Origin of the sequence: Chryseobacterium daecheongense (genome assembly GCA_027920525.1) — a bacterium.
Lineage (GTDB): Bacteria > Bacteroidota > Bacteroidia > Flavobacteriales > Weeksellaceae > Chryseobacterium > Chryseobacterium proteolyticum.
Genome location: CP115858.1, coordinates 759,904 through 783,629, shown reverse-complemented (window position 1 = coordinate 783,629; position 23,726 = coordinate 759,904). Strand labels below are relative to the sequence as shown.

At 37.5% G+C, this 23,726-nt stretch carries 18 protein-coding genes; 14 read left to right on the top strand and 4 right to left on the bottom strand.

Features of this window, described 5'->3' with window-relative positions:
* Positions 1-12 precede the first annotated feature (12 nt).
* The 12 genes from PFY10_03300 (at position 13) to PFY10_03245 (ending at position 18,253) form a co-directional block, all read left to right on the top strand.
* Entirely contained in the window at positions 13-1,005 is a 993-nt protein-coding gene (locus PFY10_03300) for a sugar kinase (GenBank protein ID WBV57468.1), read from the top strand.
* A gap of 20 nt (positions 1,006-1,025) precedes the next feature.
* Positions 1,026-1,652, top strand: a complete 627-nt coding sequence (locus PFY10_03295) for a bifunctional 4-hydroxy-2-oxoglutarate aldolase/2-dehydro-3-deoxy-phosphogluconate aldolase (protein ID WBV57467.1) — start codon at positions 1,026-1,028, stop codon at positions 1,650-1,652.
* 352 nt (positions 1,653-2,004) lie between these two features.
* Positions 2,005-4,443 (top strand): M60 family metallopeptidase, encoded by a 2,439-nt coding sequence (locus PFY10_03290; GenBank protein WBV57466.1) that lies wholly within the window; start codon positions 2,005-2,007, stop codon positions 4,441-4,443.
* Between the two features lie 10 nt (positions 4,444-4,453).
* Complete coding sequence (locus tag PFY10_03285) at positions 4,454-7,441, top strand: SusC/RagA family TonB-linked outer membrane protein (protein WBV57465.1); 2,988 nt, start codon at positions 4,454-4,456, stop codon at positions 7,439-7,441.
* A 17-nt stretch (positions 7,442-7,458) separates the two neighbouring features.
* On the top strand, positions 7,459-9,186 hold the full coding sequence (locus tag PFY10_03280; GenBank protein ID WBV57464.1) for a RagB/SusD family nutrient uptake outer membrane protein: 1,728 nt from the start codon (positions 7,459-7,461) through the stop codon (positions 9,184-9,186).
* A gap of 10 nt (positions 9,187-9,196) precedes the next feature.
* Positions 9,197-10,390, top strand: a complete 1,194-nt coding sequence (locus tag PFY10_03275) for a glycoside hydrolase family 88 protein (GenBank protein ID WBV57463.1) — start codon at positions 9,197-9,199, stop codon at positions 10,388-10,390.
* A gap of 12 nt (positions 10,391-10,402) precedes the next feature.
* Positions 10,403-12,469, top strand: coding sequence for a polysaccharide lyase beta-sandwich domain-containing protein (locus PFY10_03270; GenBank protein WBV57462.1), 2,067 nt, complete (start codon positions 10,403-10,405; stop codon positions 12,467-12,469).
* A gap of 149 nt (positions 12,470-12,618) precedes the next feature.
* Positions 12,619-14,676, top strand: coding sequence for a beta-galactosidase (locus PFY10_03265; GenBank protein ID WBV57461.1), 2,058 nt, complete (start codon positions 12,619-12,621; stop codon positions 14,674-14,676).
* A gap of 44 nt (positions 14,677-14,720) precedes the next feature.
* The gene (locus PFY10_03260; GenBank protein ID WBV57460.1) at positions 14,721-16,148 is read left to right on the top strand and encodes an alpha-L-fucosidase; all 1,428 of its coding nucleotides are present in this window, start codon (positions 14,721-14,723) and stop codon (positions 16,146-16,148) included.
* A gap of 271 nt (positions 16,149-16,419) precedes the next feature.
* Entirely contained in the window at positions 16,420-17,049 is a 630-nt protein-coding gene (locus tag PFY10_03255) for an SDR family NAD(P)-dependent oxidoreductase (protein WBV57459.1), read from the top strand.
* A gap of 5 nt (positions 17,050-17,054) precedes the next feature.
* Positions 17,055-17,309: an Atu4866 domain-containing protein gene (locus PFY10_03250; GenBank protein ID WBV57458.1), complete on the top strand. Its 255-nt coding sequence runs from the start codon at positions 17,055-17,057 to the stop codon at positions 17,307-17,309.
* A gap of 29 nt (positions 17,310-17,338) precedes the next feature.
* Positions 17,339-18,253: a helix-turn-helix transcriptional regulator gene (locus tag PFY10_03245; GenBank protein ID WBV57457.1), complete on the top strand. Its 915-nt coding sequence runs from the start codon at positions 17,339-17,341 to the stop codon at positions 18,251-18,253.
* A gap of 23 nt (positions 18,254-18,276) precedes the next feature.
* Here the strand turns inward: PFY10_03245 and PFY10_03240 are convergent, their stop codons facing one another.
* From PFY10_03240 to PFY10_03225, 4 genes are all read right to left on the bottom strand, one after another.
* Entirely contained in the window at positions 18,277-18,777 is a 501-nt protein-coding gene (locus PFY10_03240; GenBank protein ID WBV57456.1) for a hypothetical protein, read from the bottom strand.
* Between the two features lie 10 nt (positions 18,778-18,787).
* Positions 18,788-19,609, bottom strand: a complete 822-nt coding sequence (locus PFY10_03235; protein WBV57455.1) for an AraC family transcriptional regulator — start codon at positions 19,607-19,609, stop codon at positions 18,788-18,790.
* A gap of 18 nt (positions 19,610-19,627) precedes the next feature.
* Positions 19,628-20,029 (bottom strand): heme-binding protein, encoded by a 402-nt coding sequence (locus tag PFY10_03230; GenBank protein WBV57454.1) that lies wholly within the window; start codon positions 20,027-20,029, stop codon positions 19,628-19,630.
* A gap of 72 nt (positions 20,030-20,101) precedes the next feature.
* Entirely contained in the window at positions 20,102-20,890 is a 789-nt protein-coding gene (locus PFY10_03225; GenBank protein ID WBV57453.1) for an SDR family oxidoreductase, read from the bottom strand.
* A 216-nt stretch (positions 20,891-21,106) separates the two neighbouring features.
* Here PFY10_03225 and PFY10_03220 point away from each other — a divergent pair, with 216 nt between their 5' ends.
* Positions 21,107-22,129 carry a ligase-associated DNA damage response exonuclease gene (locus tag PFY10_03220; GenBank protein WBV57452.1) on the top strand — a complete coding sequence of 341 codons (1,023 nt, stop codon included), beginning with the start codon at positions 21,107-21,109 and terminating at the stop codon, positions 22,127-22,129.
* Entirely contained in the window at positions 22,126-23,706 is a 1,581-nt protein-coding gene (locus PFY10_03215; GenBank protein ID WBV57451.1) for an ATP-dependent DNA ligase, read from the top strand. The genes PFY10_03220 and PFY10_03215 overlap by 4 nt, the downstream gene beginning before the upstream one ends.
* The last annotated feature ends 20 nt before the right edge of the window (positions 23,707-23,726 follow it).

Here is a 23,726-nt window from a genome sequence, read left to right as displayed (position 1 = left end):
ATTTGAATTTTTATGCACAAAGTACTTTCGTTGGGTGAACTGCTTTTAAGATTTGAGACGTATGCAGATCCGGAAATATCGGAAGCCTCCTCTGGTTTGTTTAAAATGTATCCCGGGGGATCAGAAGCCAATGTTTCTGTAGTATTATCCACATTGGAAATCCCGGTTTCTTATTTTACAGCAGTTCCTGATCATATATTAGCAAAAAATGCTTTGGAAGTACTCGAACATAAAGGGGTTGATATTTCTAAAGTTTTAATTCAGGGAGATCGGATAGGTTTATATTTTTTAGAGGGATACAACGGTCTCACCACCGGCGAAGTAGTTTATGATCGAAAGTTTTCTTCATTTTACAATATAGATGAAGAATACCTTGACTGGGATCAATTATTCGAAGGATGTACATGGTTTCACTGGAGTGCCATTACTCCTTCTCTATCGGAAAGATGGATTCACATCATGAAAAAAGTTTTAAAGGAAGCCAAAAAGAGGAATCTGTTTATTTCAGTAGATCTAAATTATCGCAACAGATTATGGGACTTTGGAATAGATCCTAAAGAGGCAATGCTCGAATTGGTCACATTTTGTGATGTCATTATGGGAAATATCTGGTCCTCCCACCTCATGTTGGGAACTTCAATACAAGAAGATTTTGATAGAAATACCTCTAAACAAGATTATTACATTTTTTCTGAGAAAGTAAGCCTGGAAATCTTCACTCAATTTCCACAATGTCAACATATTGCTAATACATTCAGGTTTATGGATCATCCGAAACATAACCTCTTCTATGGAACTTATCACACCCGGGACGGAAACTGGATTTCTGAGTCTTATGAAACAATGGAGGTGGTAGATAGAATTGGTAGTGGAGACGCTTTTATGGGGGGATTGATTTATGGAATTTGTCAGAATAATAACCCCAAGGAGATTATAGACTTTGCAACACGCATGGGATTTGAAAAATTATTTATTCCCGGTGATTTTTATAGCAAGATAGTATAAGTAACAATCCTTTCATAATTATGAATACCATTATCAACACGATCGAATCCTACCCTATTATTCCTGTATACTATCATAATGATCCTGCACGATGCATTGAAGCGTTTAATAGGTCATATCAGGCAGGAATCCGGGTTTTTGAATTTGTCAACCGGGGAGAGAAAGCAGAAGAAAACTTTAAAAAAATAGTGGATTACCGCGACAAGTATGCTAAAGAAATAGTTTTGGGGGCTGGTACCATTACATCACGAAAGCAAGCGGAAACCTTTATCGGCTTAAATGCTGATTTCCTTGTTAGTCCTGTAGTACTTCCCGAGATCGCGGAAGCAGCAGCTATTCATCATAAAATATGGATTCCGGGAGCTATGACACCCACAGAGATTGCTATATGCTCGAATCTTGGAGCAAAAATGATCAAAATATTTCCGGCCAGTGTTATTGGGACTTCTTTTTTAAAAGGAATCAAACCTTTATTTCCCCATTTAAAATTTATGGTTACAGGAGGAATACCGTTAGAGATTGAGGAGATAAAAAAATGGTTCGAGGCGGGTGCTTCAGCAATAGGGTTAGGAGAAGCTTTATTGAAACTATTAGAATCCCCTGACGAATTCCACAAATTGATCAATACTCTAATTTATAGTAAATAAACGCAATTTTTGGTAAGGCTTAAACGATTATCCTAAACCCTATCAATTTAAAAAATCAATTTTCTTACATCAAAAAAAGGATTCCATATCTGTTATTTTTAGTAGGTTAATACTTGTATCATAGTAATTTACAGTGGTATTCTTTCCATATTATGATAACTATAACGTTTTCGTGAAAATATTTTTAAATAATATTTCGTAAGTAATTAATAATCATACGATTGTGTTTAGGTGAGCGTTTTTAAAGACGTGAAACAAATGTTAGAAAATAAGGGTAAAGAATAACAATACTCATAATAATTGTATTATTGATAATTAATGTTTCGTTTACGAATCAAAAAACCAATGTATTATGAAAAAAAATGTATTTTTTACAATTTTGCTATTTTTGTTATTGGCCAAAGGAAATGTTGTATTTGCTGAAAAAAACAAATTAAATAGCATAGAGAGCTTTACAATAGAAAGTTCAGATGTATATAATAACAGTATTGAACTAACGCAAGTTACAAGTACAGAGGTGGAAATAAAAAGGTTGAGACAGGTACAGAAAAAATTTGACCATATAGTTACAGGCTTTTATCTTCCGGCAGGCAAAACATTGAAGCTCAATGTCGAGATTCTAACTCCGTCTTCAGACAACCGTATGCCTGCTCTGGTTATTGGAACGAGAATAAAAGACGGTTCCAATGTAAAAGAAATCCCTTTACAGCTTGGTCTCAATACCATTTCTTCAAGTCAACACTCTGGTGGAATCATCTACCTACGCTATATTACTAATGGAAACAATCCTACAGGAAAGGCCAGAGTTACTTTTGCTCAAACAGGAAGTCAACATGTAAAGCATCCCTACTATGTTTTAGGGACCAGTACGATCGATGAGTTTAAACAACAATTGACAAACTATGGCTATACAGATGTGGTATTTGCCAATAGAAATGCGATCATTGTTGTTAATAAAGCAAATGTGGAAAAATACTCTCTTACCAATTATAACAACAAGCCTCATAATATAGACGAATGGCTTAAATCTATAGAAAGAATATTTGATGCCCAGAGGGATATAAGCGGCGTAAGCAGTGACGATCCTAATCCGCTTCACAAGCCGATGAATACTCGTCATAGAAACCTTATGGTTGAAGCAAACAGCGGATACATGTTTGCCACAGATTATGGATCCGGATATAATGGGAGTAACGACGGGGCTATGCAAAGATTGCTTACCCAATACCAAATAGAAAATAACCCTTGGGGAATTTCTCATGAGTTAGGTCATCAAAACCAGCAAAGTGCTTATAAACCTGGCGAATATACAGAGACTACGGTCAATTTTTATTCTATGGCTGTAATGAGAAGTTTTTTTGGAGCCAACTGGCAAAAATGGGATCAGTCTGTTTGGGATAAAGTACATAATAACTGGTTTCCGCAACCCGATGCTAATCGTAATTACTGGGGAAATGAAATCGGAAATGTTTACCAAAATGTTAATGAAAGTCGTTTGATATTTTTGGCTCAATTACAATATATTTTTGGGGATGAGCTTACCAAGCTATTGCACAGAATAACAAGAGAAGAAGAAAAAGACGGAAGTAGTAATGATGAAAGAAAGTTCTATTTTTTGTATAAAATCATGGAAATTTCGGGATACGATCTTCGGGATTTATATTACAAATGGGGACTGTTTATTCCAGCCTATTATCAGGAGAAGATAGACAAGCTTGTTTCCGATAAGCAACTTCCTAAACCTCCTTACAATGATAATCTATACCTCACAACTCCTTTCTCTTCTCCGGATCCCGGTATGGCCTATCCATTACCTTTAATAGGAATTAAAAGCTCTTCTCCAGCATCAGCTGATGTACAACCTGGCAACCAACTTGCCTCTAAATTAAAATACTGTAATTACGATAGTAAAAATGGTGAGGTTACCGACGTTAGAGATGGTAAAAAATATGCCTATAAGCGTTATGGGAATACCGATTGGTTTATGGATAATCTCAATTGGAATGGCTATGACGGAAATAATGCAGCAACCAATAATACGGTGGGGGTAGCAGTTCCAGGAGATTCTGAAGGAAAAGTATATGGAAGATACTACCCTACCAATGCTTTCAATGCATCAAAAAGCTGGTGTCCTAACGGATGGGATGTTGCCAATACCCAGGACTGGAAAAATCTGTTCACCAGTATTAAGCAAGAATACAATACAACTGATGACCAACTTGCTCCCATGATGAAATGTGGAGAAGACCGGGATCGTGTAAGTGATGGACTTTGGGCAAAAGGACCAATGACAATTCAGAATGCCAATGCCAATACAGTAGGCTTCAATGCTCTTCCTGCCGGTGTTTATAATAATGATCAACAATCTTACGATGGCGGAGATCAGATGGGAATGAAAGCCAGTTTCATAGACGAATCGTCAACATGGTATCATAACTTCAGTACTGCTGAATCCAATATATGGGAAAATGGGAACAAGAATTCCAGACATTATGCATCTATTCGTTGTGTAAGACCTACTCAATCTGGTACCGCGAAACTCATATCTGCCAATGAAGAAGCAGAGGTTTATCCGAATCCCGCAAAAGATGTGATCAATATAAAGCTTCCGGCTAAACAAAACGGGACCGTGAAAATATACAATACATGGGGTAATATTGTGAAATCTATGAAAACCAATCTGAATAGTAGAACTATAAGCTTTGATGTGAGCACTTTACTTCAGGGCACCTATTTTATTCATATAGAATCCGAAACCGGCACTACAATCTCAAAGTTTATTAAAAACTAAATAACTGGTCATGAAATCTGCATCGAATTCTTTATGGTATAAAAACGGAGTGTTTTTCTTCCTCTTTCTAGGTATCGGAAGCCCTTTAATGGGGCAGAAGCTAACAGAAAAGAAAAAAGACACTCTAAAATCCAAGGACATAGACGAGGTAATTGTAGTGGGCTATGGAAAGCAAAAAAAACTTACATTAACAGGAGCCGTGTCTACGGTGGGCCCGGAAATTTTAGAAGACAGACCCGTGACAAATATAGGCCGGGCACTTCAGGGAGCATCTCCTGGTTTAACCATCACACGGTCATCAGGAAGACCAGGGAATGAAAATATAAACATAGAAATCAGAGGGGCAACAACTGCAAATGGAACAGTTGAACCACTCTATATTATTGACAATGTGGTGGCCTCTCAAAATACCTTTCTAGCTTTAAACCCTAATGATATTGCGAGCATTAGTACATTAAGGGATGGTGGAGCTGCTGCTATTTACGGATCAAGAGCTGCAGGTGGAGTTATTATTGTAACCACAAAAACGGGTAAAAAAGGAAAAATGCAGGTTTCCTATCAATCCTCAATGGCAGTCCAGTACCCTATCAATCTACCTAAAAGAGTATCATTACTACAAGAGGCAGAATATGCAAATTTGGCAAGAGCCAATGCCGGACTGCAACCTGAATATTCTTCCATAGACATGGATTATATAAGAAGAGGAATTGAATATGTTACAGATCCAAATAATCCTAATAGATACATCACTTATAATCAGAAGAACATCCCGGATATGATTCTGAGGAAATCCTATAATATGTATCAGAATAATATTGATTTTAGTGGAGGCTCGGAGAAAATCACCTTTATGGCTTCGGTGGGCAACCTTTTACAGGATGGTATGATAAGAATCGGAGAAGATAATTATAGCCGATGGAATTACAGGTTAAACCTCAGTGCACAGCTCAACAAATATATTACACTGGACTTAAGGTCTTCCTACACTAGTCAATATCAGAAAAAAGCTGTTGATGGTGGTTATGGACTGGAGACCGGCGGAAATGGAATATTCCGTCAACTTTATACAGCCAGGCAACGGTTTCCGGTGTACACGGAAGATGGCAGGTATTATATCAGCGGCACTTCATCTATTTTCGCTTATGCATTATTAAAGGACGGAGGATTCGACAGGTTAACGCAGAATACATTATCTAATGTGGGAACAATTACCTTTAAAAATATGGTAAAAGGATTAGAGCTAAAAGCTATTTATGGGCGCGAAAACTTTGACTCTAATGAAAATATTTTCAGAAGAACGGTAGTTTTCTATGATAAAGGACCTGCAATTGTGGGAAGACAGAATAATCCCAATTCCTATGAAGTACAAAAACGTAGTGATATAAGACAAAATGTTCAATTCCTAGCAGATTATGACCTTAAGCTCAATAAACATCATTTCCATTTTATGGGCGGTTTTCAGTACGAAGATTACAGATATGATTTGTTAACTGCCAGAACCAGCAATTTATATGTCAATGATAATCCAGCCCTAGGTTTCACCGGAGATCCAAAAAACAAAACCAATAATCAAAACATCAATACATTTGCTCTTCAGGCATTTTTTGGAAGGTTTAACTATAACTTTAACGAGAAATATATCTTTGAAGCAACATTAAGAAGAGATGAAAGCTCCAGACTGGCACCGGGAGCAAATAGAGCGAAAGCGTTTCCTTCCTTCTCTTTAGGCTGGAATATGCAAAAAGAAGACTGGTTCAAGAATACATTGGGATTTATTAATGAATTTAAGCCAAGACTTACATGGGCTAAAGTAGGCAGCCAGACAGGAATTTCTTATTACGACTTTTTGAGATCCTTGTCTTCAGGAAGTGATATTATTCTGGGAGTAGACAGGACAACCTATTTGTATCAATCAAGAATTCCATCGCCTACCTTGGCCTGGGAAACGATAGAAACCAGAAATATAGGGGTAGATTTTGGTTTATTCAATAATAAGCTTACCGGTAGTTTTGATTATTATAATAAATTCAACAAAAATATGCTGGTAGGAATTAATTTACCTGGAACAATAGGTATTTCTACCCCGCGTGTCAATGGCGGAGAATTAAAAACCTGGGGTTGGGAAGCGTCCTTACAATATAAAGGGAAAATTGGACAGGACTTTAAATTCAGTGTAATGGCGAATGTGTCTGACAGTGATAACAAAGTAATTCGTTATGATGGTGGAAAAGACATCATTCAGTTAGGATTAAATCGGGTTGATGTGGATCAGAATATATATAATCTTATTGAAGGATACTCTCTGAATACAATTTGGGGATATAAGACAAACGGCTATATACAAACTGCAGAACAGCTTAAAAATGCACCCAGTTATTCGAATCTGAATAATATGCCGGGAGTGGTACCGGGGCTGGGAGATATTCTCTATGTAGATCAAAACGGAGATGGAAAGATTAGTCCTGGTGGTGGAAGATTGGGAGACAGAGGAGATCTTGTTTACTTGGGGAACACCAATCCAAGGTATTTGTTTGGACTTAATATATTCATGAACTGGAAAAATATTGACTTTAGCCTTTTCGTACAAGGCGTGGGTAAACGTAATATTATGCCCAGCTCAGAGCTTATCTTCCCTCAGCAGCAACCATGGTATCAGCCATTGTCTATCCATATGGATTATTGGACACCAGATAATCCTAATGCGGCATTTCCAAGACCTTTCCTGAATGCAGGACAGAATAATATCCCATCAGACAAATGGGTGGTTAATGCTGCATATGCAAGACTGAAAAATGTTCAGATTGGGTATTCTTTATCACAAAATGATCTCAAAGGAATGCCTGTTAACAGGTTAAGAGTTTATATCACGGGAGAAGACTTATTGACATTTTCCAAATTAGGAGTGTTCAAAGGTGTTATAGATCCGGAGCAACCTTATAATGGTATTAATTACCCTTTTTCGGCTTCAGTAGCACTTGGGGTAAATGTTGATTTTTAACGATAAAAAAAATTAATATGAAATTCAAATATAAAATAATAATAGGGTGTTTTACAGCTTTTATGCTGATGAGCTCATGTAATATTGACAGGCTTCCGGAGACCAGTCTTGTGGATCAGAATTTCTGGAATAATGAAAATGATGTTAAACTGGCAGCTAATTATTTCTATAAAAAATTACCGGAACTTAATGCCAGTCAGAGTATAGAGGACGTATGGGGAGATAATCTGGCAAGGAATACAAGTGCTGATAAAATTAGTGATGGCTCGCGGGTTACCCCGGCAACATCTGAGGATTATGATTATAGTCTGATTTTTGCGACTAATAATCTTCTGGAAAAAGCTCCGGGAGTAATTGCAAAAGGAGGTAAAGAGGCGGATATTAATAATTATGTTGGTGAGGCTTATTTTTTTAGAGCATTTGCCTATTACAAAATGTTTATAAGATTTGGAGGAGTGCCCTTAATTCTGAAGACTATGAATATTGATGATCCTGATATATATCTGCCGAGAGCTGCAAGAGATGAAGTATTGGACCAAATATACAGTGATTTGGATAATGCTATTTCAAAACTGAAAACAATAGATCAATTAGGCACTGTGGATTATGGAAGAGTATCTAAAACCGCAGCACAGGCATTGAAGGCCAGAATAGCACTGTTTGAAGGAACGAGATGCAAATTTCATGGTTACGGAGACGCTAAAAAACATTTGACTATTGCAAAGGAAATGTCAGCTGCTGTAATGAATTCAGGGTTACATAGCTTATTGAATACACCTAAAAGCGGCCCGAATGGTGAAATTCAGAATGATGCCTATTATAATCTATTCCAGGAAGCTGGAGATGGCAGGGCAAATAAAGAAAATATATTGGTCAGAATCTATGGGAATGACCCAACAAATAATATTACATCCACTACTATTCAAAGAACTTTTGAAGGTGGAAATGCAGGGCCTACACAATCTCTCGCTGCATCATATCTAATGGCAGACGGTTTACCAATAGATAAATCCCCTTTATATACAGCTCCGAACTCAACAACAAAACATGCGGAATACTTTAATAAAAAAGATCCAAGAATGTCTTTCTCGTTTATGAAAAGAGGAGATGAATTTACCTCCAGTGAATATACAACACCTAATGCGACGCTTTCCAGAACAGGATATACGGTTAGAAAATATGCTAACGCTATAGCATGGAAGGATCAAAGGTCTTTTATCGACCGGGCAATTATTCGCTATGCTGAAGTATTGCTTACTTATGCGGAGGCAGTGTATGAGTCAGACGGAGCTATTTCAGACGGGGATCTTGATAAAACCATAAATCTGCTGAGGGCAAGATTACCACAGATTAATATAGGGACAACAGCGGCACCTAATTATGTATCTATGCCAAAGCTGACTAATATATTTGTTGCAAGTAACGGATTAAGTATGAGAGAAGAAATCAGAAGAGAACGCAGAGTTGAGCTTGCATTCGAGGGATTAAGATATTGGGATTTGCTCAGATGGAAAACAGCTGAAACGGAGCTGCCTAAATCGGTTACCGGAAGTTATTTGTTCACAGAAATGCTTAACCCCGGTACGGGAGGCTGGGCTCCTAACACTGCAGTAGATGCGAATAATTATATTCTGATTCAAGCCGCAAGCAATAGAACATTCGATCCGCAAAAAGATTACTTGTGGCCATTGCCCACTTCAGAGATTGCCAAAAACCCTAAAATCAAACAAAATCCCGGCTGGTAAAATATGTTCTATGAAATCAGGTACCCAATACAAAATACTATTATGTTTTTTTTATCTGCTCTATGCTCTTATTCCTGCCCAAAAAATAAAAATGGGCGCTCTCATAGAAGATAATTTTAAACAGGCTGCAAAACAGTATAAGATCCTTATGAAAGTTATTCCTGAGGACAAACTTCCTCAAACTTATGACTCTATCAATAAAAAAGTCGTTAGTTATGAGCGGACCTGGTGGTGTACAGGCTTTTATCCTGGCTCTTTATGGTATATTTATGAGCAGACCAAAGATCCTGTTATCAGAAAAGAGGCGGAAAGAGCACTCAACATTATAGCGCCTAATCAAACCTACACCGGAAATCATGACCTGGGTTTTATGATGTTTTGTAGTTTTGGAAATGCATACAGGTTGACGGGAAATCCAAAATATAAGGAGATCATCTTTCAATCAGCTGCTTCTTTATCCAGCAGGTATAAACCGGCAGCACAAGTTATCCAGTCATGGAATAGCAGCAAAAAATTTGACGGGCCGGTGATCATTGACAATATGATGAATCTTGAACTTTTGAATTGGGTCAGTCAAAACGGTGGAGATTCAAAATATCAGGAAATAGCGGTTACCCATGCCAATACTACATTAAAGAATCACTTTCGTCCGGATTATAGTTCTTACCATGTAGTAGATTATAATATGAATACAGGTGAAGTCATTAAAAAGAAAACTTTTCAGGGATATTCTGATGAATCAGCGTGGGCAAGAGGGCAAGGTTGGGGATTGTATGGCTATACCATGATGTATCGTTTTACGAAGGATCCAAAATATTTGAAGCAAGCTCAAAATATTGCCAATTTTATATTGACGAATCCGAATTTACCGGAAGACAAGATTCCTTACTGGGATTTTAATGATCCTAAAATCCCGGACGTACCACGGGATGCTTCAGCAGGAGCATTGATCGCTTCTGCCCTGCTGGAGCTTGGTCAATACACACCAGAGCCCGAAAAAGCAAAATATCTCGATGTTGCAAAGCAAATAATTATATCTTTATCAGGCCCGAAATATAGGTCTGCTATAGGAGAAAATGGAGGCTTTATCCTCAAGCACAGTACTGGAGCACTTCCATTACACTCAGAAATTGATGTTCCGCTCATCTATGCAGATTATTACTTTTTGGAGGCCTTAAAACGTTATCAAGACTGGTATCTTTAATCATCAGTAATTATGAGAGAAAGAATGGGTATTATCCTTTTTTTGCTTGGAATTCTACTGTACCGGGGCAATGATTTTGAAGTCATAAGACTGCGTATAGTGGAGGAACAGTGGGAAAACATAAATAATAGAAGTCAATTTCTTAACGATACGAAAAGCTTTAGTCAATTGCTCCAGAATGGATTTTGGAAAGATATAGACTATACCAGTAAGGCACGTAGTCCATGGCCTCCCGCACAACACCTTCAGCGAGTAAAAATGTTAACCATAGCTTATACTGCTCCCTGGAGTAGCCTTAAAGGGGATTTTTCTATTTTCGAAAAGATTTCAACGGCTTTATCATATTGGAATCAGCAGGAATGCCGTAGCGCCAATTGGTGGCATAATGAAATTGGCACTCCAAGAACATTGGGTCTGATTCTGGTTATGATGCAGCAGGCAGGAGCACAAAAACTAGCTCCCGTTCTTCAGGATAGCCTTATTGAAAAAATGAATGTCAGACGATTCAATGGAACTACCGGAGTCAATAAGATAGATTTTGATATGCATCTTTTTTTCATAGGAATACTTAAGCAAGATCCTGAAATCACTATGAAAGCGATCGAGGGAATGTATAGTGTCAATGTGACTACGGATAAGGAAGGAATACAACCTGATTTCTCTTATGCACAGCACGATATTATGCTTCATATTTTTGGATATGGCTCTGAATATTTCAAAGGGCAGGCTTCTATTGGCTATATCACCCGTGAAACGGCTTTTAAGATGAAAGAAAGACATCTCCGCATTTTATCCAATTTTGTTCGGAAGGGAATATTGGCTCAGATTCGCGGACGTTATATCAATCATAATACCTTTGGTCGACAAATAAGCCGGAAAAATTTTACTGATGCCATAGATTTAATTCCTTATCTGGAAAAAATGAAAAGGATTGATCCCGAATATAAGAGTACTTATGATGACGCTTTGGCAAGAATTTTAGAGAAAAAAGACCCCGGTTATCATATCAAACAAGTATTTTCAAACTATTGGCGTACTGACTTTGCCTCTGTACAAAATAAAAGATTTTTATTTTCTGTCAAAGGTTCTTCTATCCATACTGCCCAGGCAGAAACTGATTACTGTGGTACCTATGGCCATATGGGAAATGGTGAAAATAACAAAGGAGGATATCGTTCTATAGGCTCTACTACACTCTTGATTGATGGAAATGAGTATTATAACATCTATCCGATATGGGATTGGGCTAAAATTCCAGGCACTACTGCTCCACAAAAGGAGATTATCCCAGCTACCGATTATATCACGTATGGTACTTCTACTTTTTCAGGAGGAGTAACCAATGGGAAAATAGGAAATTTTGTTTTTGATATGCAAAACCAATTTAAAACAAATGCCCGAAAATCCTGGTTTATGTTCGAAGATAAAATCGTAGCATTAGGAACGGGGATTTCTTCTGACGCCAAAGAGCGTGTGGTTACCAGCGTCGAACAAAACTGGGCAAAAGGAGATGTTTATCAACTGGGACCAAACTCTATACACAAAATAGAAGCACAAGATGAGAAAATACAACTGGAAGGTTCCGGTTTGTATCATAACAATACCGCTTATATTTTTCCTAAAAAGGAAACGATTTTCTTTTCTCATGCAATACAATCCGGCTCATGGAATAGCATTGCTTGTGGGAGTAAAGATCCTGATGATATGGAGGCTCAAAGCAAAAAAGTTTTTAAATTGTGGATAGACCATGGTGTACATCCTAACCAAGCAGACTATGAATACATCATCTACCCTCAGATCAGATATAGAAAGGCTCGAAGGATAGCAGGGCAACAAGATATTTTTATTTTAAAAAATGACAATGAGATACAAGCAGTATTTGAAAAATCTACTCAAAGCCTGCAAGCGGTTTTTTATCAACCCGGAAAGCTCCAGTTAAATGATCGTACTATTACCGTAGATAAAGCCTGTAATCTGATCATCGAACATCTCAATAATAAGCATCGCAGGAAAATTTATTCCTCGAGTCCCGATAAAAAAGAAAAAACAAAAGATACAGTCATAGTAGATGTCTTATAAATGGACTGAACATAAAATAAATGGAATTGCATATCAGAAAATATATACGCACGATTAAAAAATTGAAAATGATGTATAGTGTAGAAAGACATTTTAGAAAATTTGCAAAAAAAAATACAACAGAGTTACCAATAGTAAAAGTACACTTTATGATCAGAAAAATCATGTTAGGCATTCTTATAGGTTTAATGATTTTAAAAACGGCCCCCCTTTTTTCACAAGGCCGCCAGGTTATTTCATGGAATACCGATTGGAAATTTCATAAAACTGACATTCAGAAAGTTAAAAAGGTTTCGGATACGGTTTGGTCTCAGGTCACGATTCCTCATACCTGGAATAGAGAAGATATGCAGTTGGGCAAAGATTTTTACCAGGGTAATGCTGTTTACGAAAAACAGTTCAAAGCAGATCCGGCGTGGAAAGGTAAACGGGTATTCATCCGTTTTGAGGGAGTGGGCAATGTGGCAAAAGTTCTGATTAATAATAAAATGGTTGGAGAGCATAAAGGAGCCTATAGTGCATTTTCTTTTGATATTTCATCATGGCTTCGATGGGATGAAATCAATACTTTACAGGTAGTGGCTAATAATGAAGCTAGACCGGATGTGATCCCTGTTAATCACCAGCTGTTCGGAATATATGGTGGCATCTACCGTCCGGTTTCGTTAATTATTACTGATCCTCTGAATATAAGTGTCGATAATTATGCAGGACCGGGGATTTATATTTATCAAAAAAATGTTTCTGAAAACCAGGCGGATGTATCTGTTTGTACGGAGCTGAACAATAAGACCGGGCAGCCACAACAAGCTGCTTTATTAGCTAATATTCATAACCGGGAGGGACAAGTTATTCAATCAGCTGAACTTCCTGTAACAGTAACTGCACAGGGTTTACAACGTTATTGTCAGAATATACAGATGCAAAAGCCCCATTTATGGAATGGTTTGGAAGATCCCTATCTCTATAAAGTAACCGTACAGGTTAAAAAGCAAGGGAATATAATAGATGAAGTTTCTCAGCCTCTTGGTATCCGTCACATTGAGATCAGTAAAGAAAATGGCTTCTCCTTGAATAATAAAAAAATAAAGATTCACGGAGTGACAAGACATCAGGATCGTTGGGGTTTCGGGAGCGCATTGAGTAATAAACAGCATGCCGAAGATCTCGAAGACATCCGTGATATAGGAGCCAATTCAATTCGATTGGCACATTACCAACAATCTGAATATGTATATGCAAAAAGTGATAGTATTGGTTTTTTGATCTGGGCAGAAATTCCATTTGTCAATACAACGACTGGACAGGAAAAAGACAATGCTTTGCAGCAGATGAAAGAGCTTATCCGGCAAAACTTCAATCATCCTTCTATCTATGTTTGGGGAATGCATAACGAAGTTTATGAAAAAAATGCCGGAGGCTATGTAAGCCAGGTAACCGCAGCATTGCACGATCTGTCAAAAACAGAAGATCCGGGACGGTATACGGTAAGTGTAAATGGATATGGAACCATGGAACGACCGGAAAATGGAGAAGGAGATTTACAAGGAATGAATCGTTACTATGGATGGTATGAAGGTGCAACCACTGATCTGGAAAAATGGATGAAGAAACTTGAGCAAGACTACCCTTCTAATAAAATAATTTTATCTGAGTATGGTGCTGATGGTAATATCTTCCAGCAAGCTGAAACACTACCGTTGGAATTTAATCCTGTAAATGGAACGTTCTTTCCTGAACAACGGGAAACACGAATGCATGAAATACAATGGGGAGCAATATCCAGATCCTCTTACCTGGTCGGCAGCTATTTGTGGAATATGTTTGATTTTGCAGTACCTCTTTGGAGCCGCGGAGGTATTCCTGCCAGAAATATGAAAGGATTGGTCACCTTTGACCGGAAAACAAAAAAAGATGTTTTTTATTGGTATAAAGCCAACTGGAGTACACAGCCTGTATTGTATATTTCGGATAGAAGACTGGTCGAACGTACAGAAGCCACTACAACTATTACTGTATATTCTAATATTGGAGTTCCCGCTTTAAAGATTAATGGACGAAAAATATCAGATCCTGAAACGGGTACGACACCTGTCCATTTTCTATTCAAAAATGTTTCTTTAAAAAAAGGTAGAAACAAAATCAATGTTCAGGTAAAAAAAGGAGGCAAAACATATACCGACGAGGTATATTGGAATTTGAAATAGCAATGGACTCTTATTCATTCGTATAATCTTAAAAAACTAATGAGATGCAATTACCTAAACAATATCTATTGATCTTTTTTTTAATAGGATCTCTTTCATTAATAGGACAAAATCATGAAAAGAAGTTGCTTAAGTACGGAGCACAATATGAAGGCAAACGGACAGATGCAGCTATGCAAAAATGGCGGAGCAATCGTTTTGGGCAATTTATTCATTGGGGTCTGTATGCTATTCCCGGAGGAGAATGGAAAGGTAAAACATATACCTATGCTGCAGAGTTCCTGAAATCAAGTGCCCATATTCCTAATTCAACCTGGGATTCACTACAATATCAATTTAATCCCGTAAAATTTGACCCGAAAACCTGGGCAAAGATGGCAAAGAAAATGGGTGTTAAATATATGACTATTACCACAAAACATCATGAAGGCTTTTGTTTATGGCCAACCCAATATACCAAGTTTAATATTGGAAACACTCCGTATAAAAAAGATATTATCAAAGCATTAGTGGATGCCTACAATTCAGAAGGGATTGACGTTAATTTCTATTATTCCGTCTTAGACTGGCACCATCCTGACTGGAGATACGATATTAAAACCAAAGAAGATAGTATCGCATTTTCGAGGTATCTTACTTTTGCACAAAACCAGCTCAAAGAACTTGCAGAGAATTATCCGAGTGTAAAAGGATTTTGGTTTGATGGAACCTGGGATCAATCCATAAAGAAAAATGGATGGTGGACATTACAGGTAGAACAAATGCTCAAATCCATTCGTCCGGGGGTTGTAGTGAACAGTCGATTAAGGGCTGATGACTATGGAGCACGTCATTTTGATTCCAATGGAAAGATGATGGGAGATTATGAATCAGGATACGAACGAAGACTACCCTCTCCTACAGATACTCAGGTTATTCACCGCGATTGGGAGGCTTGTATGACCATTCCCGAAAATCAATGGGGATATCATAAAAAATGGGATATAAGCTATACTAAAACGCCCCTTGAGCTTATTGAAATGTTGGTGCAAACCACTTCATTAGGAGGAAATTTTCTTTTGAATTTCGGACCAAAACCAGACGGAACGATACGAATAGAAGAACAACAAATAGCTGAACATATTGGAAACTGGATGAAAATAAACAGTGCTGCCATATACAATGCCGGACATGCAAAAGGCTGGCCACGACAGGACTGGGGATATTTTACACAAAATGAAACAACCGGAAAACTGTATGCTGTTGTTTTTAATATTCCCATTTCAGGAATTCTAAAAATTCAAACTCCGGAAGGCATAACAATTAGTAAAGCTTCATTCTTAGAAAAACCTGATGTTCCCATCACTGTTAAAGAAATAGCCAAAAAACAGGTTAATCTTTATTTGCCACAACAATCGTTCTCAGAACCTTTTGTTATTATTCTGGATACAATTAATGAGAATAAAAATAAATACATCGATGCAAAAACATAGTTTTTCAATTGTTTAAATATTGATCTTTTCTGTTAAATCCAATTAGAAATAATAAGATATTTCTCACATTATTGGAAAGGACAATCCTTGAAAAACCATATTCAGTCGTTATCAGATACATATTATCTTCGATTTCAGAACGAAGCGAAGAATCTAAATCAATAAAAATTACCATTCACGATTTGATTACATTTTTAGTTGATCGGGTTATCTTAAATTTTGTTTTCCTTATGATCTTTGTATCATCAATTAAGATCAAAAAAATAAAAAAATGGAAACAAAAAAAGTATGGTTTGTTACAGGCGCTTCAAAAGGTTTGGGGCTTAGTCTGGTAAGAAAATTATTAAGTGAAGGATACCGCGTTGTAGCGACAAGCCGGAATGCCGAATCTTTGGTTAAAGAAATAGGTGATGCCTCTGATGCATTTTTACCATTGGAAGTTAATTTACAAGATGATTCCAGCGTAAAAGAGGCTGTGGAAAAAAGCATTGCACATTTCGGACAATTGGATGTTATTATCAATAATGCAGGATATGGCCAGATAGGTACTCTGGAAGAATTATCGGACGAAGAAGCCAGAGAAAATTTTGATGTGAACGTATTTGGCTCCTTAAATGTGATCAGAAATGTTATGCCTTATTTACGGAATCAGGGTTCCGGAAATATATTTAACATTGCTTCTCAATTACACCTTGATACAATTAATGGAAACCAGGCCAACGATCCGGAGAAGGCTGCTGAAGTGCTTATTGCCATAAGTAAGGAGGCTCAGCCACCAGTGCATTTATTGCTGGGAAATGATGCCTATGATATACTTAAAAATAAAATAAATATGATTAACCAAGATGCGGAACAGTGGAAAAATTACACATTGTCTACCGCATACACAGAACTTTCATAATAAAAATGAATAAGACCATCGAAGAAACAAAAGAATACATCGGAATGTGGGTAACAGAGGATGGATATGTCCGTCATGAATTGCTGCCGGACAACCGGTATGATGAAGCACGTGGCTCAAGAGAAAGTGCTTATCAGGGAAATTATATCGTTTCAGATAATCATATTGATTATAAAGATGACACCGGATTTACAGCTGACGGAGAGTTTAAAGAAGGGATATTATATCATGGAGGTATGATTTTGTACAAAGAAAATTGATTCACTAATTTAGCATCATAGTATAAGATATGGAAAAGACATTTCGCTTTAATTCGATTTCCGAGTTTCATCATTTTTGTAATCTTGAAGGGCCTGAACATCCGCTGATCAGTCTGATTGATTATAGCAGGGTTTCTTACCCTGTGAAGGATGATGAAATGAAATGGATTCAGAATTTTTATTCTATTGGTTTAAAGCGGAATGTTAATGCTAAATTTAACTACGGACAGCAGGAGTATGATTTTGATTCCGGGGTTTTATCATTTGTTTCTCCTTTACAGTTTTTAAAGGTGGAGATCAATCAGAATGCTAAAGTGGAACCTACAGGCTGGATACTTCTGATCCATCCCGATTTTCTGTGGAATACGTCACTTGCCAAAAAGATCAAATCTTATGATTTTTTCCAATATGCAGTGAATGAAGCTTTATTTCTTTCAGACAAAGAGGAAAAAGCTATTGTAGAAATTCTGCTGAATATAGAAAAAGAATACCGGTCTAATATCGATAAATTTACCCAGGACCTGATCATTGCACAGATAGAACTGCTTCTCATATATTCCGAGCGTTTTTATGAAAGACAGTTCCTGACCAGGAAAAAATCCAATCATGAAGTCATAGAACGTTTTGAACAAACAATTTCTAAATTCTTTGATCATGAACGGATCATTAGCAAAGGTTTGCCTACAGTGAAAGCTATTGCTGAAGAAATGAATATTTCTCCTAATTATCTGGGAAGTCTGTTGCGTATTCACACTCAGCAAAGCACGCAGAACCATATTCAGAGCAGGCTCATCGACTATGCAAAGGAACGGCTAAGTACAACCAGTCTGTCCGTTAGCGAAATTGCCTATGAATTGGGTTTTGAGCATCCGCAATCTTTCAGTAAACTTTTTAAACAGAAGACGGCCCAGTCACCATTGGAATTCAGAAAGTTTTTTTCATAAAAGATTGTTTCTATGTTTACCTTTTACTTGTTAAGTTCTTGTAAAAAAGAAAGATAAACATTCAGCCTGGCATTAAATAAGGTATCTGTAATCAATAAAGTTAAAAACAGAATAATACACCCTGCTGAAAAACCTTTTATATACATACCGCTTGCCAGAAGGTAGATTACAATGGAAACCAGAAGCAATGAACCCCAGATTGTTTTAAAAACGACATAACTCTGACTGTTGGCATTTCCTCTGGATTGTTCTTTACTAATAATTTCCTTTTGATTTTCTAAATACTGCTGTTCTAATTTCTGAACCTCTTTGTCTTTTGTGATTAATAAATAGCTGCCATACCCTAAAAGCATGAGGACTAGTAAAATTAATGGAATAATGAGACCTTTATAAAAGATTTTATTGATTTTAAAACAATAGCATATGAGCGGTAGACAAAAAATAAAGGCCCAGGCCAACATGATTTTAGCCTGAAGCAGATCCCCTTTTGCCCAATAATGAAGTTGCTGAATATAATTCATCATAATTAATACATCAGGATACTGATTGTGGTGAAATTTCAGAAGTAGTAAGACCATATTTTTCTTTAAATGAATAATAGAAATGGGACAGGTTTTCAAATCCAAGATCCAGATAGATGTCAGCCGGTTTTTTATTTTTATGTTTGATAAGATAATACGCTTCCTGCAACCTTTTTTCCTTAAGCCATTTTTTAGGAGGCATATTGAATGTCTTCTGAAAATCACGCTTGAAGCCTGAAAGACTACGCCCTGTAAGCTTTGCAAAGGCATCTATAGAAAGATTAAAGATGAAATTCTTATTCATAAATTCCTTCAGGTCCGTTTTATGGGGATCGGAAAAATCAAAAAGCAGATTTTTAAAATCAGGATTACTCTGTAAAATAAGCTCAATAGCTTCTTTCACTTTTAAGGAAGCAAGATTGGAGCTAATTGTTTTTGTTTTATCGATGTAAGGAGTTAGCGAAATAAAATAGTTCGAAAAGAATGCATCCGATTCAAAGAATATTTTCTTGTTATTATGGAATACTTCGTCCGTTACTACTTTATTTTCAGCGGCATATTGCCGTAAAGTTTCTTTATCCAGTGTTATAGAAATAAATTGGTATTTTGCACTTTTGGCAGGATACTTTATGGTCCTGATCAGCTGGTTTTTTCTCACCAGAACCACTGTATTTTCCTTTATAACGGTTTTCCCCTGATCATGGAAAGCGTGGGTTTCACCAGACAGCTGAAAACCAAGGAAATGATCAGGAATAAATTCCTCATGTCCCCTGTGTTTTTCAAATGCACAGGAATACACCAGTTGATTAAATAATATTTCAGATTGTTCAGCCATTATACAAATATGCAAAATTTAAAAAATAGAAGAGGCTCCTTCAAGTGCTATTTCTCTATCCTGCTCCACAGTACCTCCCGAAGACGCGATAGCACCTATTATATTCCCTTTTTCATTCCTGATGACTACGCCGCCTGCAATTGTAAGGAGACCGCCGTTTGAATTCAGCATGCCATATCCGTGAATGTCTGTGCCAGCAATGATGGTTCCCATTACCTCCGTGTCTACTCCGAACATAACGGCCGTTCTTGCTTTTTTTATAGCAAAATCTATCACTCCGTATACACTATCTAAGCGGGCAAAAGAAACCAGATGTCCTCCGGTATCTACAACGGCGATGCTTACGGGAATACCAAGTGTTTCTGCTTTTTTAATTGATTCGTTTAACGCTTTTGTTGCTTCGTGATAAGTAATATTCATGTCGTTTAAATTTAAATGGGAGAATGAATGCATGAACAATAATATTCATGCATTCTATAAGTAAATGTGTTTTTAGCTCTTTGCGCTCCAGGCTTCTGTTTGTAATTGTTTTACAAAATCCTCGGTTTCCTTTGGATGTAAATTTCTGAAGTTGCTATGGTCATCCAACGTAACATTTACAATAACATCTGCCATAGATTGAGGATCCAGTTGATGGGCTAACGATTCTTCAGCTCCTGCAAAAGCAGATTCCGGAGTGAAGTTTTCTTTAGGATCATACCAATGTCTTATGGAATCCACTCCCCTGTCGTTAAAACCGGTTCCGAATACTCCCGGATTGCATGTCGCAATTTTGATGTTAAAAGGAGCCAGTTCTGTCTTTAAGCCCTCAGCTATAGCTTCCAGAGCATGTTTTGATGCACAGTATGCTGCCACGTACGGAACCGTCCACAAACCTCCCATAGAAGAGGTAAATACTATTTTTCCGCTTTTCTTTTGAACGAATTTTTTAATGAATCCCTGAGCGAGTTCCAAAGCCCCGAATACATTCACCTCAAACATTGAACGGATAAGATCCAAAGGCTGTTCAGCAATAGGTCCGCCTTCCATAATACCGGCGTTGCTTATTAAAATATCAATATCATATTTTTTTAAGATATAAGCGATATCTCTTGAATTGGTAACATCCAGTTTATCAACAGTCATTTCTACCCCTTGCTCTTTGGCTTCACGGATCATGTCGCTCATCTGGGGGTATACCTGTGTTGTAGCAATTACATGGTGTCCTTTTCTTGCTAAATCGAAAGCTGCTATTTTTCCAAATCCGCTTGCTGCTCCAGTAATTAAAATTGTCTTATTCATTTTGTACTTTTTATGGGTTAGTCATAAGGCAAATTTCAGATTTATACAGTCTTTGTTTATTGGTGAAAAGTCCAATGTTTTATTGCTGGGAAGTTCACACTGAAAAATGATTATTTTTCATGATTTAATGATAATTGGTCAGCTTTTTGAATGATAAATTAAACCAAATCGCTATAAAAGCATTATATCTTTTATCGATAACAAAATATACCTCATTTGAAACTAATTACATTCACAAAAAAAGGAATATACTGCCCCCAGGGTCAGTTTTACATAGATCCGTGGCGCCCTGTAGATCTTGCGGTTATAACGCATGGCCATGCTGATCATGCCCGTTGGGGAATGAAGAAGTATTTTTGCCATGATTTTACAAAACCTATTTTATACCAGAGAATTGGTCCCGATATCGAATGTCAGAGTGTAGGATATGGAGAAGTTACCACGATCAATGGAGTAAAAGTTTCCCTTCATCCTGCCGGACATATAATCGGTTCTGCCCAGGTCCGGTTAGAATATAAAGGATATGTAAGTGTGATTTCCGGAGATTATAAGGTTCAGGATGATGGATTAAGTACACCCTTTGAATTGGTAAGGTGTAATGAATTTGTTACTGAGAGTACCTTCGGACTTCCTATCTATAATTGGCTGGATATTGAAGATCTTAATAAAAAGCTTCAGAACTGGGTGTTGAGAAATAAGGAAAATTCCAAGACTTCAGTTTTTGTAGGATATTCTCTTGGAAAAGCTCAGCGTATCATGAAAGCTGTAGAGGGCCTGGGTAAGATACATGTCCACTACTCTATCGGAAAGCTTAACGAAGCGTTTGAAAGTGCTGGAATCGTCCTGCCTGAGTATGAAATCCCGGATTTCAGAGAAAGCATAAAACACCTGCAGGGTGAAATTGTCATTGTTCCGCCTGCTTTACTGGATACCAATATTATCCGCAAAATACCGGATGCCGCTACGGCAATTTGCTCCGGCTGGATGCAGGTTCGCGGGGCCAGAAGATGGCGGAGTGCTGATGCAGGGTTTGCAATGAGTGACCATGCGGATTGGGGTGGATTGTTACAAGCTGTAAAAGCTACCGAAGCTGAAATAGTACATGTAACCCATGGCCAGACTGAAGTTTTTTCAAAATACTTAAATGAAATAGGAATTAAGGCGGATGTGGTAGCCACCCAATTTGGCGACGATGAAGAAGAGGCTGAAAAAGAAATCATTGAAAACCCCGAATCATGAGACATTTTGCAGAACTGATCAACGCTTTGGAAAGCACCAATAAAACCAATGCCAAAATTGATGCGATCATTGATTATCTTGAGCGTGCTCCTGATGAAGATAAAGTATGGTTTATTGCCTTATTTACAGGCAAAAGACCCAAAAGGAATGTCAATACAAATTATATGAAAGAATGGGCTTTGGAGATTACAAAGCTGCCTTTCTGGCTTTTTCAGGAAAGCTACTCTTCTGTCGGGGATCTTGGAGAAACACTTTCTCTGATTCTTCCGCAACCTACCGAAAAAATAGAACGAAGTCTTTCACAGTGGATGAATGATATTGTGAACTTAAAAGAAAAGACAGAAGCTGAGAAAAAAGAGTTTGTCTTACAATCGTGGAATGGGCTGGATTATACGGAACGATTAATATTCAATAAATTACTGGGCGGAAGCTTCAGGATCGGCGTATCGGATAAAACACTGATTAATGCGCTTACAAAGTATTCCGGACAGGAAGCCAGTGCACTAATGCACAGTATGATGGGGAAATGGAATCTCGGTGAAGTTTCTTTCCAGGAACTGATCTCCGCCGAAAAAGTAAATACAGATAATTCACGTCCTTATCCATTTTGTCTTGCCTATCCTTTGGAGAAAGAGCTTTCGGAATTGGGAGATCCGGATGAATGGCTCGTCGAATACAAGTGGGATGGAATCCGCGGGCAGATCATCAGGAGAAATGATGAAGTATTCATCTGGTCCCGGGGTGAAGAGTTGGTAACAGAACAGTTTCCTGAAATTGCAGAGTCTGTAAAGGCCATGCAGGGGAATTTTGTCATAGATGGAGAAATACTTGCGGTAAGGGATGATAAAGTTTTAAACTTTAATGAATTACAGAAAAGGTTAAACCGTAAAAATGTCACCAAAAAAATGCTTACTGATGTTCCTATCGAAGTATTTGCCTATGATCTTATTGAGCTTGAAGGAAATGATCTGCGCGAAAAACCTATCTCAGCCAGAAGAGCAATACTCGAAGAATTATTCCTGAATGAAAATCCCGAAAAATTAAAGCTGTCAGCAATCGTTGATTTTGAAAAATGGGAGGAACTGGATCAGATCAGGGAAAGCTCCAGGGATATTAATAGTGAGGGTTTAATGCTTAAACAAAAAAACTCTCCGTATCATTCAGGACGGAAAAAAGGAGATTGGTGGAAATGGAAGATCAATCCCATGACCATTGACGCAGTGCTGATCTATGCTCAAAAAGGAAGTGGCCGACGAAGTGCTTACTATACCGACTACAGTTTTGCAGTTAAAAATGGAGATTCACTGGTAACAATTGCTAAGGCTTATTCAGGATTAACGGATAAGGAGATCATGGAAGTAAGCAGGTTTGTTAATAAGAATGCGATTGAAAAATTCGGTCCTGTCCGGACTGTAAAGGCGGAACTTGTTTTTGAAATTGCTTTTGAAGGAATAGGTTTCAGCAGCAGGCATAAAAGCGGGGTGGCTCTACGTTTTCCGAGAATCGTAAGATGGCGGAAAGACAAAACAGTCGATGAAATTGATGATCTTGAAGAAATAAAAAAACTGATACAATAGTTTGAGTGCTTTTGAACATA

Excerpts from the sequence above, each read along its gene's own strand:
- PFY10_03300 (WBV57468.1), top strand. The coding sequence starts at position 13 with ATGCACAAAGTACTTTCGTTGGGTGAACTGCTTTTAAGATTTGAGACG.
- PFY10_03295 (WBV57467.1), top strand. The coding sequence starts at position 1,026 with ATGAATACCATTATCAACACGATCGAATCCTACCCTATTATTCCTGTA.
- PFY10_03290 (WBV57466.1), top strand. The coding sequence starts at position 2,005 with ATGAAAAAAAATGTATTTTTTACAATTTTGCTATTTTTGTTATTGGCC.
- PFY10_03285 (WBV57465.1), top strand. The coding sequence starts at position 4,454 with ATGAAATCTGCATCGAATTCTTTATGGTATAAAAACGGAGTGTTTTTC.
- PFY10_03280 (WBV57464.1), top strand. The coding sequence starts at position 7,459 with ATGAAATTCAAATATAAAATAATAATAGGGTGTTTTACAGCTTTTATG.
- PFY10_03275 (WBV57463.1), top strand. The coding sequence starts at position 9,197 with ATGAAATCAGGTACCCAATACAAAATACTATTATGTTTTTTTTATCTG.
- PFY10_03270 (WBV57462.1), top strand. The coding sequence starts at position 10,403 with ATGAGAGAAAGAATGGGTATTATCCTTTTTTTGCTTGGAATTCTACTG.
- PFY10_03265 (WBV57461.1), top strand. The coding sequence starts at position 12,619 with ATGATCAGAAAAATCATGTTAGGCATTCTTATAGGTTTAATGATTTTA.
- PFY10_03260 (WBV57460.1), top strand. The coding sequence starts at position 14,721 with ATGCAATTACCTAAACAATATCTATTGATCTTTTTTTTAATAGGATCT.
- PFY10_03255 (WBV57459.1), top strand. The coding sequence starts at position 16,420 with ATGGAAACAAAAAAAGTATGGTTTGTTACAGGCGCTTCAAAAGGTTTG.
- PFY10_03250 (WBV57458.1), top strand. The coding sequence starts at position 17,055 with ATGAATAAGACCATCGAAGAAACAAAAGAATACATCGGAATGTGGGTA.
- PFY10_03245 (WBV57457.1), top strand. The coding sequence starts at position 17,339 with ATGGAAAAGACATTTCGCTTTAATTCGATTTCCGAGTTTCATCATTTT.
- PFY10_03240 (WBV57456.1), bottom strand. The coding sequence starts at position 18,777 with ATGATGAATTATATTCAGCAACTTCATTATTGGGCAAAAGGGGATCTG.
- PFY10_03235 (WBV57455.1), bottom strand. The coding sequence starts at position 19,609 with ATGGCTGAACAATCTGAAATATTATTTAATCAACTGGTGTATTCCTGT.
- PFY10_03230 (WBV57454.1), bottom strand. The coding sequence starts at position 20,029 with ATGAATATTACTTATCACGAAGCAACAAAAGCGTTAAACGAATCAATT.
- PFY10_03225 (WBV57453.1), bottom strand. The coding sequence starts at position 20,890 with ATGAATAAGACAATTTTAATTACTGGAGCAGCAAGCGGATTTGGAAAA.
- PFY10_03215 (WBV57451.1), top strand. The coding sequence starts at position 22,126 with ATGAGACATTTTGCAGAACTGATCAACGCTTTGGAAAGCACCAATAAA.